The sequence below is a fragment of the Methylobacterium sp. WL9 genome (assembly GCF_008040035.1).
In the GTDB taxonomy this organism is placed as follows: Bacteria; Pseudomonadota; Alphaproteobacteria; order Rhizobiales; family Beijerinckiaceae; genus Methylobacterium; species Methylobacterium thuringiense.
This window is the reverse complement of sequence record NZ_VRVE01000047.1, coordinates 1-16,280: the sequence shown is the minus strand read 5'-3', so window position 1 is coordinate 16,280 and position 16,280 is coordinate 1. Positions and strand designations below refer to the sequence as shown.

General features: G+C 60.3%; 12 protein-coding genes and 1 pseudogene. 7 read left to right on the top strand and 6 right to left on the bottom strand.

The annotated features are described in order from the left end of the window. Positions 1–14: 14 nt before the first annotated feature. Both FV217_RS14245 and FV217_RS14240 read right to left on the bottom strand, forming a co-directional pair. Positions 15–1,331 (bottom strand): heparin lyase I family protein, encoded by a 1,317-nt coding sequence (locus FV217_RS14245; protein WP_147817840.1) that lies wholly within the window; start codon positions 1,329–1,331, stop codon positions 15–17. A gap of 587 nt (positions 1,332–1,918) precedes the next feature. Beyond that, positions 1,919–2,206 carry a hypothetical protein gene (locus FV217_RS14240; RefSeq protein ID WP_147817839.1) on the bottom strand — a complete coding sequence of 96 codons (288 nt, stop codon included), beginning with the start codon at positions 2,204–2,206 and terminating at the stop codon, positions 1,919–1,921. Positions 2,207–2,844: 638 nt separating this feature from the next. Between FV217_RS14240 and FV217_RS14235 the strand changes: the two genes are divergently transcribed. The 5 genes from FV217_RS14235 to FV217_RS14220 all read left to right on the top strand — a co-directional run bounded on the left by FV217_RS14235 (position 2,845) and on the right by FV217_RS14220 (position 7,890). Further along, positions 2,845–4,389: a lipopolysaccharide biosynthesis protein gene (locus FV217_RS14235; protein ID WP_246682790.1), complete on the top strand. Its 1,545-nt coding sequence runs from the start codon at positions 2,845–2,847 to the stop codon at positions 4,387–4,389. A gap of 18 nt (positions 4,390–4,407) precedes the next feature. Then, positions 4,408–4,566 carry a hypothetical protein gene (locus FV217_RS22915; protein ID WP_187272565.1) on the top strand — a complete coding sequence of 53 codons (159 nt, stop codon included), beginning with the start codon at positions 4,408–4,410 and terminating at the stop codon, positions 4,564–4,566. A 174-nt stretch (positions 4,567–4,740) separates the two neighbouring features. Beyond that, positions 4,741–5,967, top strand: a complete 1,227-nt coding sequence (locus tag FV217_RS14230; protein ID WP_187272564.1) for a glycosyltransferase — start codon at positions 4,741–4,743, stop codon at positions 5,965–5,967. Positions 5,968–6,338: 371 nt separating this feature from the next. Beyond that, complete coding sequence (locus FV217_RS14225) at positions 6,339–6,716, top strand: MucR family transcriptional regulator (RefSeq protein WP_246682789.1); 378 nt, start codon at positions 6,339–6,341, stop codon at positions 6,714–6,716. 70 nt (positions 6,717–6,786) lie between these two features. Beyond that, positions 6,787–7,890, top strand: coding sequence for a heparin lyase I family protein (locus FV217_RS14220; RefSeq protein ID WP_187272563.1), 1,104 nt, complete (start codon positions 6,787–6,789; stop codon positions 7,888–7,890). 112 nt (positions 7,891–8,002) lie between these two features. On the opposite strand, the gene FV217_RS14215 is transcribed toward FV217_RS14220, so the two are convergent. The 4 genes from FV217_RS14215 to FV217_RS14200 form a co-directional block, all read right to left on the bottom strand. Further along, positions 8,003–8,245 (bottom strand): hypothetical protein, encoded by a 243-nt coding sequence (locus FV217_RS14215; RefSeq protein WP_147817834.1) that lies wholly within the window; start codon positions 8,243–8,245, stop codon positions 8,003–8,005. A 499-nt stretch (positions 8,246–8,744) separates the two neighbouring features. Beyond that, positions 8,745–10,517: a Wzz/FepE/Etk N-terminal domain-containing protein gene (locus FV217_RS14210; RefSeq protein ID WP_147817833.1), complete on the bottom strand. Its 1,773-nt coding sequence runs from the start codon at positions 10,515–10,517 to the stop codon at positions 8,745–8,747. 254 nt (positions 10,518–10,771) lie between these two features. Next, a complete protein-coding gene (locus FV217_RS14205; protein WP_147817832.1) occupies positions 10,772–11,875 on the bottom strand; it encodes an FAD-dependent oxidoreductase in 1,104 nt (367 codons plus the stop codon). 1 nt (position 11,876) lies between these two features. After that, the gene (locus FV217_RS14200; protein ID WP_147817831.1) at positions 11,877–12,878 is read right to left on the bottom strand and encodes a glycosyltransferase; all 1,002 of its coding nucleotides are present in this window, start codon (positions 12,876–12,878) and stop codon (positions 11,877–11,879) included. 854 nt (positions 12,879–13,732) lie between these two features. On the opposite strand from FV217_RS14200, the gene FV217_RS14195 reads away from it, so the two are divergent. Then, on the top strand, positions 13,733–14,971 hold the full coding sequence (locus FV217_RS14195) for a polysaccharide biosynthesis/export family protein (protein WP_187272562.1): 1,239 nt from the start codon (positions 13,733–13,735) through the stop codon (positions 14,969–14,971). 1,110 nt (positions 14,972–16,081) lie between these two features. Continuing rightward, a pseudogene (locus FV217_RS14190) lies at positions 16,082–16,280 on the top strand (chromosome partitioning protein ParB); the annotation flags it as partial.

The following is a 16,280-nucleotide window of genomic DNA, read 5'->3' as shown; positions in this document are numbered from 1 at the left end:
GTGCAGGACGACCCTCAGCTCCCGAGCACGAAATCGCCGGCCGAGAGAGACGGCGCACCCACGAGGATGCGCATGTCCGCGGTCCGGTCGCCGTTCACGTCGGCCGTCACCAGGAGGCAGCCGGCCTGCGAGCTCCTCTCGGTGCGCAACTCGCCCGCGGTCCCGGAGAATGCAGCGTTCCCGACGAACGTGAATCCTTGCCGGCCGGTGATCAGCGTGTTCGCATCGATGGCCGAGACATCGATCTTGCTTCCGCTCGCGCTCCCGTTCCAGAATTCCACCACATCCATGGCACCGGTGACGGGCGCGTCTTCGACATTCTGGAACACGTATCGGTTTGCGCCCGCGCCGCCGTACATCGTGTCGGCGCCCGCGCCGCCGATGAGCACATCGTCTCCCGCGCCGCCCGACAGGTAATCGTTGCCGGCGCCCCCGATCAGCGTGTCGTTCCCATCGTTGCCCCGCAGGGTATCGTTTCCGGCAGCGCCGGCGATCACGTTGGATCCGCTTCCATCGTTGATCGTGATGGGGGCCGTGCTCGCGGATCCATTGGACGGGGTGCCCGGTAGCGGACCCGGCAGGTCCGAACCGCCCGGGGATTGAGGGTCCGGTGTCGAGGACACCGGCGGTACGACGATGGGCACGGAAGGCGTCACGGGCTCCAGCGGCGTCGAGGGTTCCGGCGAGGTGACGGGTGAGCCCCCCGCCGTTCCCTCGGTGATCGTCGGCAGCGTGTAGGAGACAGCCATGGTCTCCGGCGCGGCAGCCCGGTAGATGCCTTCCTTCCAGTAGACGCTGCTCTGCGTCGAGTAGCCCATCGGGCCGCGATAGGAGACGATCTCCTGTCCGTCGCGGGTAACGCTGAGATAGCCGTTGCCCGCAGGATCGAACTTGGCGGTGACGTTCATGCTGTAATCGTGGCCGCGGACGATGTCGGCCTTGTCCATGTAGACCGGCTTGTAAACGGGGCTGCCGTTGCCCCCGTTGTAGCCGACATAGATCACCATCCGCTCACCGCTGAGCTGGATCTGGAAGGGCGGCGAGATGGCCGGCGCTCCGGGATAGTCATTCTGGTGGAACTGCCCCAAAACCAGCCAGCCTGCTGTGTTTCGCTGCCCGGGTTGTACTTCGAAGTTATAGTCTACGTTAATCGTCGAGCCATTCAGATGAAATTTATTTTCCAGTATCTCGGATCTGTTCTTCGAGCTTGGATCGTTTATCCACCGATCTCCGCCGCGAACTTCGAACACGATCCTATCGCCGGTGCGCTGAATGCTCCAGGGACTGCCAGATGTCTGTTCCCAAAAGGATTTCGTACTTCCGCTTGCCATCTGGCCCCGCTTTCTTGACGTATTGTTTGGTTTTTGTTTCAGATATATTTTGCATTAAACTACTTGCGGTGTAGTTTTGATTGTAGCGTGAGCATACGTGCGTATTCATTGATTATCAACATATTTTTTATTATGGGAATATTGTGATAGTCTGAAAGCTTCGACAGACAACGAGACAGGTGTCGCAAAAATAATATGTGCGAATTTATGCCTGCGTCGATGATTCGCTGCAGTGCACATCGCTCGCTTATCTCAAGCTTTGCAGTTCGCTTCTGATGTCAGGATGGCGGGGCCAAGTTAGTGGCGGGCGAAACGATTCACGTCGTAAACAAGCGGCATAGGTTTGCATTGTGGCCCTCTCCTGACCGGCGTCGGTGAGCCGTGGCCTGCCCTTGCTCGGTGTCGAATCCGGGGAGCAATGTGTTCTGGCTCGGGAGCCGCACATCGCAGGCGCAGTTGAGCCCACTTGCAGCGAACGTCCGGCAGCATCGAACCTGAGGCCTTTCGCTCGTCGCATCAGGCTCACGGCCTGCCTTCGAGGCCGTCCGGCCGAGACGTCCCGGCAGCGCCGGACATCCAGGCGCGCCCTATGCTGCGTGCGAGTGCGAATGGACTCCGGTCGGCGAAAGGGACGGATCCGGAGCTCGATGGCTCATCTCTCGGAGAGCGGCCACCATCCTGTCCGTTTCTTCGTCGCGTTCGGCGCCGCCCTGCTCGTCACCTCCCCGGCGTCGTGCCACCAAGATTGCCGCGAGCACCGCTGTACCGGTTCCCACGACCGGTCCGAGCGCTACGGCGAACAGCAGGTTGAGGGGAGCGATCACTGCGACGGTGATCGAGCCGGCGGTCAGGGCGGCTGCGGCGATCGCAAGCATCGTGGTCCTCGGAAATAGAATCGCGAGATCAGTCGATGACTGATGGGGCTGAGAACGTTAAAAAATTGTTAACATGCCGGTTCTGGTCTGGTTCTGGGGCAAGTTTCGGCAGCAGATACAGTGCTGATTACCGTCCTGATCGTTGGAATCCTGGTCAGAGGAGCATTTCTCGGTTTCGGGTCCGGCAAGCCGTTACTCCGGTGCCGAAGGCGACCATCGGATGGTCGAAGATGTCTCGGCACACGGAAGGCATGAATGCGAGTGGCCTCGACGAATGGTGGTTTGCTAGTTCGCGTGCGCACTTAAGCCTGGTTCCGTCGGAGTACGCCGCTTCGTTGTGGCTGAGTATCGAAGCGGAAGATCTGTAGCGCGGAAGCCCGAGTGATCCGCATCGCGGTGTATGCCTTGACGGGTGCAAGCGCACCCGCAATGATCTTCTGCGAATTATCGGCCTCGAATTTACTGATGAGCCGGTCGAACAAGCTGAGGGCGGATAGAAACTCGGCATCTGATATTATTTCCGGATTTCAGAACTATGATACGTATTTCCAATCTATCTATTTTCTGGCATGTATATAATGTGATCTATCGACATTCTAGGCGGCCTTTTTGTCTTCGTGCATGGAGCTGTCGATTTGATGCCGGCCTATAGTATTATCGGAGCATCTTTCTTCGTCGACGTGGCCGATCGCGCGAAAACCGTGTCGCAGAGACTCATGCGCGCCGCCCGGGCGAAATCGGATGTCCTCCTCGCTGTCGCCGCACAGATATTCCAGCAGATCGCGACGTTCCTCACCGGGGTCATGATCGCGCGTGCGATCGGCGTCGAGCAGTACGGAATCTCGAATCTCGTTCGGAACACCTTCACGATTGCCTCGATCATCGGTCCGCTCGGTCTGGAGATCTGGCTCCTGCGCTTCTATGGCGTTCAGAGGGCACAGGGTCGGGAGATCCGGGGAACGCTCGGATTCATGCGGTCCGTCTGCCTTTGCATCAATATTGGCTTGTTGATCTGCATTCTTTTACCTTACGATTATGCAGTCTCGCATTATGTCTACAAATATCCTGATTTTATAGTTCTTTTGGGGCTATCGCTGCTCGTCGTTCCCGTCGCAGCAGACCTTTCGTTGCTTGGCAGCGTCTACAAGGCCGAGTCCCGCTTCGGCGCGTACTCCCTCCTGACGATCGGTGTGCAGTCGCTGGTCCGAGTCCTGCTCGTCGGAACGGTGCTGCAGCTGTCCCCGACCGTCCTCACGGTGGTCCTGATCAATATTGCGCAGCTCGTACTGAGCTATGTCGGAACGCTCCTGCATTTCCGCCGCCGTCTGCAGGCGCGGATTCCGATGCCGCAGGTGATCGAGGACGTCCGGTACGGGGCCCGGCGAGCGATCGAGATCCTGTCCGTTTCGATCTGGTTTGCCGGCAGCACGCTGATCTACAGCGCGCTGCGCCTGGTCGACGTGCTGCTGCTCGGGGCGTTCAGCACCGCGAAGGCGGTCGGCGAGTACTCGGCACTGAGCGCGGTGGCGCAACTCGTTCAGCTCTATCCCCTCGCTGCGAGCCAAAAAATCGGCCCGCAGGTCGCTGCTGCCTACGAGCGCGATGACATGGAGGGGCTGCGGGCGATCTACCGACGCTATGCCCAGCAATCCTCCCTCGTGGCGGGGTTCGTGTTCGGCGGCGTCGCCTATTTCGGCAGCCATCTGGATTTGCTGTTCGGAAAATCCTTCGCCTTCCAGCCGGCCGTCGCCGGCCTCATCGCGTTCGGGCATCTTCTGAGCGCGATCTTCGCGCCGCTCGGTTTCTGCCTGTCCATGACCGGGCGGCATAGGCTGGAATTCGGCGTCCTGCTCGGTGGGGTCGTCGTACTCGTCGCGTCCTGCTGTCTGTTGATTCCGATCTACGATCAGGCCGGATGCGCGGCGTCCGTGGCGCTCGCCTTCGCGACGGTGAATGTCGCGAGATCCACGCTCGTCTTTCGGATCTTCGGCTTCTTCCCGGCAACGTGGCGGGACGCCCTGCCGCCGCTCGCATCTCTTCCATTGGCGGCCGGCGCCGATTTCCTGGTCCGGCCGCTCGGCGAGAGAACCGTTCTGACGACCGGCCTAGCCTGCGCGCTCTACGTGGCCTTCTACCTCATCCTGCTGATCTGGCCAAAGTTCCTGCGACACGAGCCGTCGTAATACGATGGGGAGGCGATATTGTCTGTTCAGAGGGTCGTTCTGTTCGCCCCGCACTTCGCGGAATACGCGATCGCCCTGTCGGAGCGCTGCACGGTCCTCCAGGAGCTGCGCCGGCACCGCGATCGAGGCGTCGGTGGCCTGAGCAAGCGCGCGGGGTCCGCCGATGCCGCGGTGTAGGGCGCATCTCGTCGGAAGCGGTGCTGCCCCGGCGCCCGCAGGCGCAGCACGACGGGTCCGTGCGTCTGCCAACCGCACCGCTTATCCAAACTTCGAGACCTCATCCCGTTTCGGCCCCCGTTCATCCAGGCAGCCCTCATGATTGTCCCCAGATCACAGGCTTTCCTTCGGCATATGGCGTCGCGTCTGAACGACCTCTGGTCGGCCTCGCCCACGCCGGTGCCTGATCAGGCGAAGGTGTTGTTCCTGGTCGCCGGCCTGAGCGTCGGCGGGGCCGAGCGCCATACCGTCACCGTCAGGGCGGCTCTCGCGCGGCGAGGTTTCCCGACATCGCTGCTTGCGGTCGGCTCGCGGCGATCGGAGGTCATCGCGGCACTGCCGGGCGCGGAGGATGCCGAGCAGCTCAACGTGAAGGGGATGTCGTCCCTGTCCGGCTGGGTCAGCCTGTGGCGGGCGCTGAGACGCTCCGACGCGAACATCGTCGTCTGCGTCAACCAGGCCCCCCTGATCAGCGCCGCTTTCCTGCGGCTCGCGCTCGGCACGCGCGCGAAGATCGTATGCGTCTTCCACACGACGATCCTGCGGCCGTCGGACCAGATCCGGCTACCGCTCTTTCGGGTCGGCCTCGGTCTTGCCGACGCACTGGTCTACGTGAGCCGGAACCAAGCATCCTACTGGCGGGCGCGGTGGCTCTGGTGCCGAAAACAGGCCATCATTCAGAACGGAATCGATCTCGACCGCTTCGGTGCCGACCCTGCGGCGCGGGTGGCGATGCGGCAACGGCTCGACGTCGCCGATGACGAGATCCTGGTGGGCCTCGTCGCGGCGTTTCGGCCGGAGAAGAACCACGCGCAGCTGCTCGATGTCGTGCGCGAGGCGCATGACCGCGGTGCCCGGGTCAAGGTGCTGTTCGTCGGCGACGGCGAGACACGCCCCTCGACCGAGCGTCTTGCGCGCGATCTCAACCTCGACTCGCTCGTGATCTTCGCCGGCGAGCAATCCGATGTCCGACCCTGGATGAGCGCCTGCGATTGCGGCGTCCTTTGCAGCGATGCCGTCGAGACATTCTCTCTGGCCGCCATCGAGTTCCTAGCCAGCGGCGTCCCGATGCTGATGTCGGACATCGGCGGGGCGAGCGAGATCGTCGAGCACGGCGTCAACGGCTTCCTGTTCGCGGTCGGGGACTCGCAGGCTTTCGCCGACTGCCTGATGAAGGCGTCCGATCCGGCGATCCGTGAGCGTCTCCAAGCGCAAGCCGTGCGGTCCGTCCAGGGCCTCAGCGAGGAGCGGATGGTCGATGGCTACGTGTCCCTCCTGCATGCCGTTTCGGCCGGATCCCGACAGCGTCTTCGGCGGCTTGCGCCAGAAACCGGTCCCCTTCCGGTGCGGTCGGCCGATTGAAGCGCTGACCGCCGCCCAGGAAAGTCGATTGAGAGACGTATCGCAACAAAACTTAGGAACGATTCTTGCTCGACTAGTTATGGTTTCAATGTTTTCAGCTGCTCATTTGGAAAGAATAGCTTTCTACGGCCGAAGCCTCGGCTCACGTCTCGCCATATCAAAGCGCCGTATTTGGTCTAATTTTAGGGCTTCCGACGGATGCGCTTCGTTAAATAAACAATTTATATTAAAATATTGGCATTTACAGATCTGATTTACTCGGCCATCAGAATTCAAGATTTCGATGCGTGTATTGCGATAGAGCTAGATGGGGAGACGACTCGATGGCGCCTGAGCCTACAGAACGCGGAACGGCGCCACTGTATTCCACCGTGAAGATCGTTTCGGCCTACGTTCTGAAGAACTACGCTTCACCGTCCGAGATGCTGAGTCTCATCCAGGCCGTGCATGGTGCACTCGTGGCGATCGAGACCGGCAGAGACCGCAGCCAGGGGCAGGCAAAGCTCAAGCGGGTCCAGGAATCGATCACGCCGGACGCGCTCATCAGCTTCATCGACGGCAAGCCCTACAAGTCGTTGAAGCCCCATCTGGCCAGCCTCGGCTTCGATCCGGATAGCTACCGCGCGCGGTACGCGCTGCCTGACGACTATCCGATGGTCGCACCGCACTACGCGGCGCGGCGGTCACAGATCGCGCGCGCTTCAGGACTTGGCCGCCGGAAGACGAGCAATGCCGCAAGCCGGCAGTAAATCGCTTTGCGTTCGGACATCGACATATAACAATCGAACATCGCCCCGCGGATGTCGGAGATACGATTGCATGTACAAGCGTTCTTCCGTCCTGGTCGGTACCCCGATCATCGTTCTCCTGGCCTCCGTCGGGCTACCGGCCGAGGGCGCGCCCGGCGGTGCGAGCGAAATGCCTTCGGCGTCCGACAACTTCGCCACCAGTCGGGAAGACCGAGGCCGACGGCCTGCCGAAAGCCGAAAGGTCGACGAGTTGGCGCGGCTGCTCGCGAAGCTGCAGAACGATCTCACCGAGATGCGAGCGGCTGGCACGGCCAGTTCGGCCGAGCTCTCGGAAGCTCAAGCCAATCTCGATGCTGCGAGGGCCTTGCTCCGCCAGATGACGGCGCTTGCGGCCACCCCCCAGTCCGAAGCGAAGGCGCCTGCGGCGATCGCCTCCGGTTTCCAAGAGCTGCCCATCGGCGCCGAGATCGCGATCGCTGGTCTGAAATGGGCCACTCAAACGCAGCGGGTTCAGGTCGGGCTGGAGGGAAACTATCGTTTCTCTGCCAAAGCCGGTGAGCGGGCCACGTTTGATCCGCCGCGCAAGATCCGAACGGAGCTGGTCGGGCTGACACCGTTTAGCAAAGGCCAGGAAATCCGGCTGACCGGGACGTTCAACATCGATCCGAAATCGGTCTTCGTCGGCGCAGAATGGTGCTCGATCGTGCAGATCCATCAGGCGGATACGCGACGTGCGGACGGGAGTTTCGTCAATGCGTCGCCCATGTTCTCTCTCGACCTTCTTTCCGACCCGGCAACCGGCAGGCCATACCTCCAGGTGCGTGGGGAGACGGGCCGCGGAGAGCAAACAACCTACTCACCGATGCGCATCCTCGGGAGGATCCCGGATATCGAGCTCGGCAGAGACCACGCCCTGGATCTGATCGTCGTCGACGGCCACGGTGACCGCGGCCGCATCGCCGTCTGGATCGACGGCAAGATGCTGGTGGACCGGGCGGACATTCCGACCGGCTACGAGTATGTCGATCTCCTTGCCGACGCATACCGGGTGCGTGGCAAGCCGCAGCCGACCACGTCCTATCTGAAGATCGGAATCTATGCCGGGAAGGGTACGGGCGAAGGCCCACCGGAAGCCGTGAACGTCGCGTTCACCTTCGCGGAGGCCGCTCGCTAGATCGGGGCGCTCGAGCCGCCATCGATTCCTGTAGCGGTGCAGGGCCCGGATCCGCGGAAGCCGGCATTGCGACGATCGCACGGGGCAGAGAACGGCTGGCGCGCAAAACGAGTCAGCGTCTGCGCGACAGGATCGACGGAAGAACCGCCCGGATCAGCGAGCCGACGAAGAACGTCACGTTCAGGACGAAGAACGTCGCGCCGGCCCTGACCAATGTTTCAGACAACGGTTCGCGATGAATGGCGGCAGCGACGCCCAATGCGATCGCAAAGATCGAGATAACGATTACCAGGCCTGGCCAACGAAGCGTGAGACCGATCGCAATTCCGAGTCCTGCAATGCTGAGGTAAAACATGTGATAACTGACGGAAGAGCCCTCGGCCTATGGCGTCAATCCAAGCAAAGCAGACCTAAAATCCCTAAATGATGAGAAGCGTCGACATCGTCACGTCGCGAGGGCCGTGATCGTATAGGCAATCCAGCAGAGGAGGGCGCCCCAGGCAGACGTTGCAACGAAGCCGAGGCCGAAGCCGACCGACCGTGGGAGGCTTCCAACAAGATGCGCGGTGTTGCGAGGTAATGTTCGCCCCGTGCGGGTTCGCGGCCAATTCGGTACATACCCCATGACACCCGCCCTTTTCTGCTCGGAAGAACGATTTTCACTAACTCATACGTTGAGAGATCGCTCTGCTACATTGCTACGTCGGGTTTTCTTTCGTCAAACAGAATCAGCTGCATCGACAAGAGATGATCGATAGAACTACTGGTCTCGCACCAGCCCGGAGCGACCGTGCGTCGGAGATGAAGGCGCTCAAGCGCTCGAACCGAGGATCGGCCCGGATCGCCCATGAAGGTCAGAGACCTTCATGGGCGAGACTTCTGCCCTGGGGCCGTGCCCGATTCAGGACGACCCCGCCGACGATATCGAACCGGCCGGACAGCGCCGAGGCTGCCTCGACAACGATCTTGGTCTGGGTTCGATCTGCCTCCACCACGAGCAGCACCTCGTCCAGGCAGGCCATGAAGCTTTTGACTTCGATGACCTCGTGTACGGACGGCAGGTCGATGTAAATCTTGTGGTAGTGTGGACGCAGCTGCTTGAACAGAACCTCGAGCCGGCTCTGGTTGAAGAACGCTGCGTTCGACCGGCCGGAGCCTTGGGAGCCGCTCGGGAGAAAGTCGAAATCGACCGCGTCCAGCCGGACGACCGCGTCGGTCGCCGCAACCTGTCCGGACAGGACGTCCCGCAGGCCGTGTTGGATCGAGACGTCGAGAGCAGCCGATAGCCCTCCGCCCCGGCAAGCCGCATCGATGAGGAGGACGCGCTCGTGGGAGCGGCTGGCGGTCAATGCGAGGTTGAAGGCGATCAAGCTCTTGCCTTCGCGCGGCAGGGATGAGGTGATCCCGACCACGCAGGCCGTGTCGCGGCATCGCGTATCCAGCTCGAGCTTCAGTTGGCGGAACGGCCGGTCGAAGGGCGCGTCGCCGACGCTTCGGGCGAGCGTCAGGTCGAAGTCTCCCCGGGTCGCGCGCGCGATGTTGATACCGCGGCGCGCGGCGTGATCCGGGAGCACGCCCAGGCATCTGAGCCCGGTTGCCGCCTCGACGCGATCGGCGGTGTCGAAGGTCTGGATGCGCCCCTGCCGAACGAGGATATGCAATCCACTCAAACAGCCGGCTCCGACGATGGCAAGACCGAGAATGACGATAAAATTCGGCGAGCTCGGACTGAGCGGAACCGAGGCGGTCTTGATGATGCGCGCCTCGATCATCGGCACGTCTTGCTGCTGTGCGGTGTCGATCGAGCGCTGCAGATACGCGTCATAGAGCGATTTCGTCGCGGTAACGGTGCTCTCGAGGTTGCGTAAGGTGACCTGTGCTTCGGCGCTCGTCGCAGCACTGTTGATGTCTGCCTTGAAGGCCTGCAACGTGCGGTCGGCCGTGATCGTCTGTTCCCGCAGCTCCGCGAGCCGCTCCTTCAGCCAGCTGTTGGCCTTGCGCGTGGCATCGTAACGCGCTTCCGTCTCGCCGTTGGTGTAGGCGTTGGCGATCGCGTTGGCGATCTGCATGGCCCGGATGGGTGACCGGGACACGTAGCGGAGGTCGAGCACGTAAGACAGTCCTACGCGTTTGACGCTGAGATTCTTCGATACGACGAATGCCGCCGTTCGCTCGAGAGCCTCGGTGTTCATCGGCGCCGGGACCTGCCCGAGCCAGCTATCCCAGAAGCTCCCTCGGTTGTCTTCGGACTGGGGGGCGAATTCCGGATCTTCGATCAGCTTGTATTCCTTGACGACCTTCATCAGGAGGTCGTCGGATTTGATGATCTCGGCCTGACTTTCGATGATGCTCGCATCGAGCGGCGGATCGGAGCCGAACTGTGTTCTGATGATCTGGCTCTTCCGAGTGTCGATCATCAGAGATGTCGATGCCGTGTAGCGTGACGGAGCGACCGTGAGATAGGCGATGGCTGCGCCAAGACAGATCGCGAAAATCACCACGATCGATTTTTTGTGCCGACGAATGGCGCCGAGTATCGACGCCAGCGTCACGAGATTGCCCGCCTTTGCAGACCCGGCCGAAGACGGCTCGCTCCGAAAAAATGCTTCGTCTTTCAGCTTCAGCATAGTGGAAGGCCTTTGCTGTATCAGCGCAGAACTGTTGATGTGTCGGTAACTACTTTTAACTTGAAAAGGTTTGTTGAGAGAAGAGTACGCTGAACTCAGCAAAAAATCAAAGAAAACATCGTAGATGATTCCGAAATTTTGATGATTATTTTGCGTTTTTCGACAGTAGAGGTGATACCTGCAGAAAATTCACGCCGAAGCATAGATCTTTCGTGATCGTCTTCGCCTCGACATTGGTAGGCCGATGCGATCGGTCAAGCTGCCAGGTCCTCACCGTTCAGCCGCTCGATGATGTCATAGATATTATCGATTTTCCCGCCCAGTACCGAAAACATTCTCCCGTACGGCGGTGATCGCGCAAGCATGATCGGCCGGCCGTCGTTGCCATCGTTGATCTTGAGGACTGTTTTGACCTCGTAGAGAGAGCGAACGTAGCGCGACCGCTCGAGAGCCGGCAGGAAGCGTTGCGCGTCGCGCAACATCCAGTCCACGCGGGTCTGGCGACCGTTCTCGCGCAAGATCCGGTCGGGCGTCAGCTCCCTGTCCTCGTCCCAGGTTGCATGCGGCGTGTATCGAACATGGGTCAGGGAATGCAGACCGGCCGTCGGGAACGGCATGCAGGAGAAGAACGGGCCGTCCATCACTGTGACGCCGAACGCTTTGAGCTCGTCCGGGGGCTCTATGAGAGCGATCTCGGTTAGTTCATGCCTGAGGACTTGAGCCATCTCCGTCGGTTTCGACGTAAACTGACCGAGGTTGCAATACGTGCAGTTGAAGGCCAGGTCGGCATCGAAGACGAAGGGCTCCGATTCGCGCCGGGCCGTCACTTGAACATTGCTCGGCCCCTGCTCGACCGCCACGACCTCCGTCGCCAGCCTCAGGTCGATCCCCGCGGCAAGCAACTCGGCCTCGATTTTGCGCGCGAGGATTGCGCTGTTGAAGGCGTATTCCTCGACGATATAGACGTCGCTTACGGTGTTCGGAGAGAACAGAGCCCGAATCTCTCGTGGAGCGCGAACCAACGGGGCATCGATCGATCGGCACAGCGATTCCATTTGCTTCGCGTTGATCTTCGAGCCGATGCGCGCAAGCGCGTAGAGCTTGGTGAAATCTCGAACCACGGACTCGGCATATGCCTCGACGAAGAGCGGATAGTTCGCGCGGCTTCGGGCGGCTGTCGTGAGGCTGCGTGGGTAGTGATAGCCATTGTGAACGCGCGCCTGATTGACGAGGGACGCGCGTTGCATGATCTGTGGCGCCGTCTCAAGTACCGTCACAGCGAAGCCTCGCTGCTTGGCGAGATAGAGCGCGATGCTACAACCGTAAAATCCGCCCCCGATGACGACAGCTTTGCGCATATCAATCGGAGGCCACTTCGATATTGAGGCGCTGCTTTACGTGCTGAAGAGAACTATTTGATTCCCCTACGATAAAATACGGCGGCCCCGCTCCGCGTTGGCGCAGGACGTGAATGAAATACTCCGCGATGATGAACAGCCCTATCGAGAAGATGAAAAACATGCCGGATTGCTGCAAGGACAAGGTAACCCAACCAGGTGCCACGTCGGCCTTGTACATGCTGACGCCGAGGACGTAGCCGGAATAGATCAGGTTCAGGAGGGCGCCCGACACCGCCAACCCCGAGGCAAGTCTCATCGGTGCGGTCGAGCTATTCAGCAACAGCGACCAGGCGCGGCGCGCTCTGTGCGCGAAACGGCTCTCGCCCGTGGGTCTGCGCTGCCCATGATATGTGATGGTGCATTTCGAGCAGCCAGCGAGTGCGGGCAACGTTCGATAGCGGAAGACGGGTTGGGGATGTTGCAGCAGAAAATTGATCAGGCGTCTGCTCATGAGGCGTGATTGCGCGCCCTCCTGCGTCAGATCGAGGCCGGTCAGAGCCCTGTAGGCCCGGCGGAAGAGGCCGGCCAGCGCGGCCTCGAGCGCGGTCTGTGCGACAGGCGCGACGTTCCGCACAAAGACCAGCTCGTATCCTTCCGAAATCCTCTCCAGCATCGCTGGAATGGTCAATGCAATCTCTGCATTAATGTTGAGGACGGCGACATAGTCACCGAGGCTATTTTCTATTCCGGCCCATGCGGCGGCTTCGAAGCCGACCTGAGATATCAGGCGGAATACTTGAATATTACCGATCTCGCTGCGATCGACGTGCTCGCGCAGTGCGCGCGCCACGCTGTCCGAGCTCGTCGCGTCGACCAGAACGATCTCGCAATCGCGCAGCTGCGAACCCACGGCACTAGCAATGCTGAAAATGTCCTTCGCGATCTCGGCGTCGAAGGACTGAACCACCATGACAACGGAGAGCATGAATCGTGGTTGCGGAGTTTCCAAACGCTGAAGCACGCGTGTCTCCCGTGAAATAATGGGTGCAAACCGATGATTTCGCTCGACCAGAATACGAGGCTAGCAAGTCGTGGCCGAAGAAGAAAGATTTGAACTGTCCGTTTTCGCCAATGCGCAATGCTGAGTTTGCACCGCAAAACGACATAAGACAAATAACAAATTCAAAAATAGAATTTAGTAAAATCGCGCGCAGACTCCCGAGCGCTCCGCGTTGTCAAGTAACGCGTCGGCGTCGTGCGTGGTCGGGCGATCATGGCCCGTGCACAGCGAACAGATCCTTCGCACCGAGAGCGGCAGTCGCTGCGATTGCGACGGGATCGATCGTTTATGGACCAGCGATCCGACATGCGCTCGAGCCGCCGCGTATGTTCGCGTCTCTCGGGCGCGTCGCCTCATCGGTGCTCGTGACGACCCGGAAATCCCGGAGCTCATCTTGGGCAAGCGCTGGGCGTCTCCTCGGCCGCAGGGGAAGTGCGACAATTGCTAGTTTTAGTCGTTCGGATCTCGGAGCGCTTTTCGACCGGCCGGCATCCACTCGGTCGAAAAGCGCTTCAGACGCTTGTAATGCCGCGGGATCGGGTCTCGGTCCGACGGCATTGGTTGGGCACGTATTCCGCAGCCCGTCTGCAAGCTGCCCAGACGGCCATGGCCCGGTCGCCCGCCACGGGGCGCTCCTTCGCCGTTCGGGGGCCGGCACCCGCTCGTCTATGCATTATGATGCCCTTTACGGTTAGTAGACGATTGTTAGCTTTTGCGAGCCGAACAACGATTTGACCATGGATATTGATATACGTAGCTTCTAGTCGAGAAACTTCAAAAATGAGGCTTCGAAAGTGATGTCAGATCGGCCGAGGGTGCACCGTTTCACAGCGGCCGTGTTGTTTGTTGGGCTCCAGACACTGAGCAGCGGCAGTTTCGCGCAGGAATATCGCTTGGCAGCAGGTGACACGATCAACGTCTTCATTGCCGGCGTACCCAACTCAGACTGGAAGGTCACCGTCGGCGGCGACGGACGGCTCATGGTACCGCTCGCCGGCATGTTCGAGGCAACAGGCGTGAGTCTCGACAAGCTCAGAGGATCGATCCGGACTGCGCTTTCGAAGCGGAACATCCGCTACATCACGCATGACGGACACGAGGTCTTCCTCACTCTGTCCCCGGACGATGTGATCGTCGATGTCGCGGCCTATCGGCCCGTCTACGTCGCCGGTGCGGTGGCGACCGTCGGGCCCCTGCCGTTCCGCCCGGGTTTGACGGTTCGCCAAGCTGTCGCGGCGTCTGGAGGCGAGGGGCGACAGTCGAAGGAAATGCAGGATTCCCGGCGCGCGGATGATCTTCGAGGTCGGATCAAGGACATCGAGTTCGAGATTGTGCAGGAGCGGACGAAGCTGAAGGCTACGAAGGCGGAGATCAAAGGCGATATCACCTTCGACAGCGGTTCAGCGTCCCAAAGCGGGCGGGATCCGGCAGAGACCGCCATCGTGAAGGGCGAGGCTGCACAACTCGCCGCACGGATGGACAAGTTTCGAACGGAGCGCGATGCCGCGCAGGCTACGCTCGTCCGAGCAACCGCGCGCGTCGCGGTTCTTAGCAAGCAGCATGCGGAGGAGGAGGAGGGCGCCAAGGCCGATGTGGTGGAGGCGGCCAAGGTGGCCGACTTCATGCAGCGCGGCATCAGCTCGGCCCAACGTCTCACCGACGCCCGCCGGATGAGCCTGCTGTCGGCCACCCGTGCGCTTCAGACCGCGGTTCAGGTCGAGGCCGCAAAGAACGATCGTGAGGAGGCCGTCAATCGCCTGCAATCGTTGGAGATGGAGCGCCGCGTGAATCTTCTCGCGAGTCTGCACGCGAGTGAAGGCAAGCATGAGAAACTTCTGATTCAGCGAAAGACCCTGCTCGAAAATCTGGTCTCGGCGGACGGTCCGGCGAGCGCTCTTCAGGAGCTCGACGTAAAATTCGATTTCACGATCCATCGCACGGTCGACCGCAAGGCTTCGGTCATTCCCGCGCAACAGGACGACTTCCTCGATCCCGGCGATGTCCTGGAAGTTCGCAGCTCGATCGCCGCCGGCCGGGTGGCGACCTCCCAGTAGCTGTCGACGCGCGAACCCGCCGAGCTGCCTCTCTCGATCGGCTGCCATCGGCGCAGAGTGGCGATGACAACTGTCGTCGGCCCCCGCGGGAGTTCCGAAACACTCTGCGGGCTTGCTCCTTCCTGCGTCCGGCATTCGCATGGCCGGCTTCTCGTTCCTGCGGAAGATCGGTCCTCGGTCCGCACACGGGGAATGCAGGCATCTGGGGCTGTTGCAAGGCCGTGATCGGATCGGGATTCAGCTGGTACGGCGCTCGTTGTACTTAAGTAGTCGCGCCGCCTCGATTTTTTTATATTGTCTTGCGCCAAATCTGGCGCGTCCCTGGCGGACGACACGTCGCACGCGACATCCCATCCTGCCAACCCAATCGAAATCGGTCGGCTGTTTCGAAGTCCGTCGTGGGGCGGCAGGTCTGCGTTGTTTCGCCTTGGAGATCGCGGCTTCGTATCACGTCGACACGTGTCGATCCCCTTCGAGGATCGACTCTGGGCTCCGTCTCATTCCGGTTCTCTCAAGCGTCAAGTGATATGCCCGGCAAGAGGGGATGGACACCATTCGCCCGAATCGTGTTGCGGCAGATGACAGTGCCCGAAGACGCCGTCGCGATTAACAATTGATATTTTTATAGGATTGTTGTCCGAGAAATTCACAGCGATTCAGGTTGTAAGCCCAAAAAAGCAATTACTAGTTAGCGCAAATTATTGCTTTTGTGCGTCGCACAATGTACGAGCGATCAGGTGCGATCCATAGACCTGTGGTCACCTGGTCATAGATACGACATCTGGGAAGCTGCTTTGGCCGTCGCGATGACGGCTAATTCAGAATATGAATAACATCCTATAAATTATATACAATCTATCCCAGGATCGAAATCATCAAGCCGTCATTTAGTTATTGCGTCAGACTAAAAGCTAGTTAACAGTCTGCCGGAATTGAGCGCCTACGGCAGTCGACGAAACCTGATTTCGCGCTCAAAGACGAAATAATCGATCAAACATCAAGAATCAACCGGAAAAACTAGCATAGGCTAAAAATCGGTTGGGGGCTGATCATCCATGGTCTCGGCGTGTCCTGTCTTCGATGGATGCGCGCTTTGGACGGAGGTACGACATGCTGCCGATCTCGACGAAAAGCTTTACCGCGCATAGCGACGTGTCGGCGGGCCCGGCCCCGATGCTGCAATGGCTGCAGATCGCGACGCTGGTGGTCGATCCGAGCTACCAGCGCCCGATCTGCGGACGCGGCCGCAGCAACGTCGACCGCATCGCCCGCGAGTTCAACTGGCGCTTCTTCGCCCCCGTCGTCGTCT

Bases quoted from the DNA above. Each gene is read 5' to 3' on its own strand.
- FV217_RS14245 (WP_147817840.1), bottom strand. From the start codon at position 1,331: ATGGCAAGCGGAAGTACGAAATCCTTTTGGGAACAGACATCTGGCAGT.
- FV217_RS14240 (WP_147817839.1), bottom strand. From the start codon at position 2,206: ATGCTTGCGATCGCCGCAGCCGCCCTGACCGCCGGCTCGATCACCGTC.
- FV217_RS14235 (WP_246682790.1), top strand. From the start codon at position 2,845: ATGCCGGCCTATAGTATTATCGGAGCATCTTTCTTCGTCGACGTGGCC.
- FV217_RS14230 (WP_187272564.1), top strand. From the start codon at position 4,741: ATGGCGTCGCGTCTGAACGACCTCTGGTCGGCCTCGCCCACGCCGGTG.
- FV217_RS14220 (WP_187272563.1), top strand. From the start codon at position 6,787: ATGTACAAGCGTTCTTCCGTCCTGGTCGGTACCCCGATCATCGTTCTC.
- FV217_RS14215 (WP_147817834.1), bottom strand. From the start codon at position 8,245: ATGTTTTACCTCAGCATTGCAGGACTCGGAATTGCGATCGGTCTCACG.
- FV217_RS14210 (WP_147817833.1), bottom strand. From the start codon at position 10,517: ATGCTGAAGCTGAAAGACGAAGCATTTTTTCGGAGCGAGCCGTCTTCG.
- FV217_RS14205 (WP_147817832.1), bottom strand. From the start codon at position 11,875: ATGCGCAAAGCTGTCGTCATCGGGGGCGGATTTTACGGTTGTAGCATC.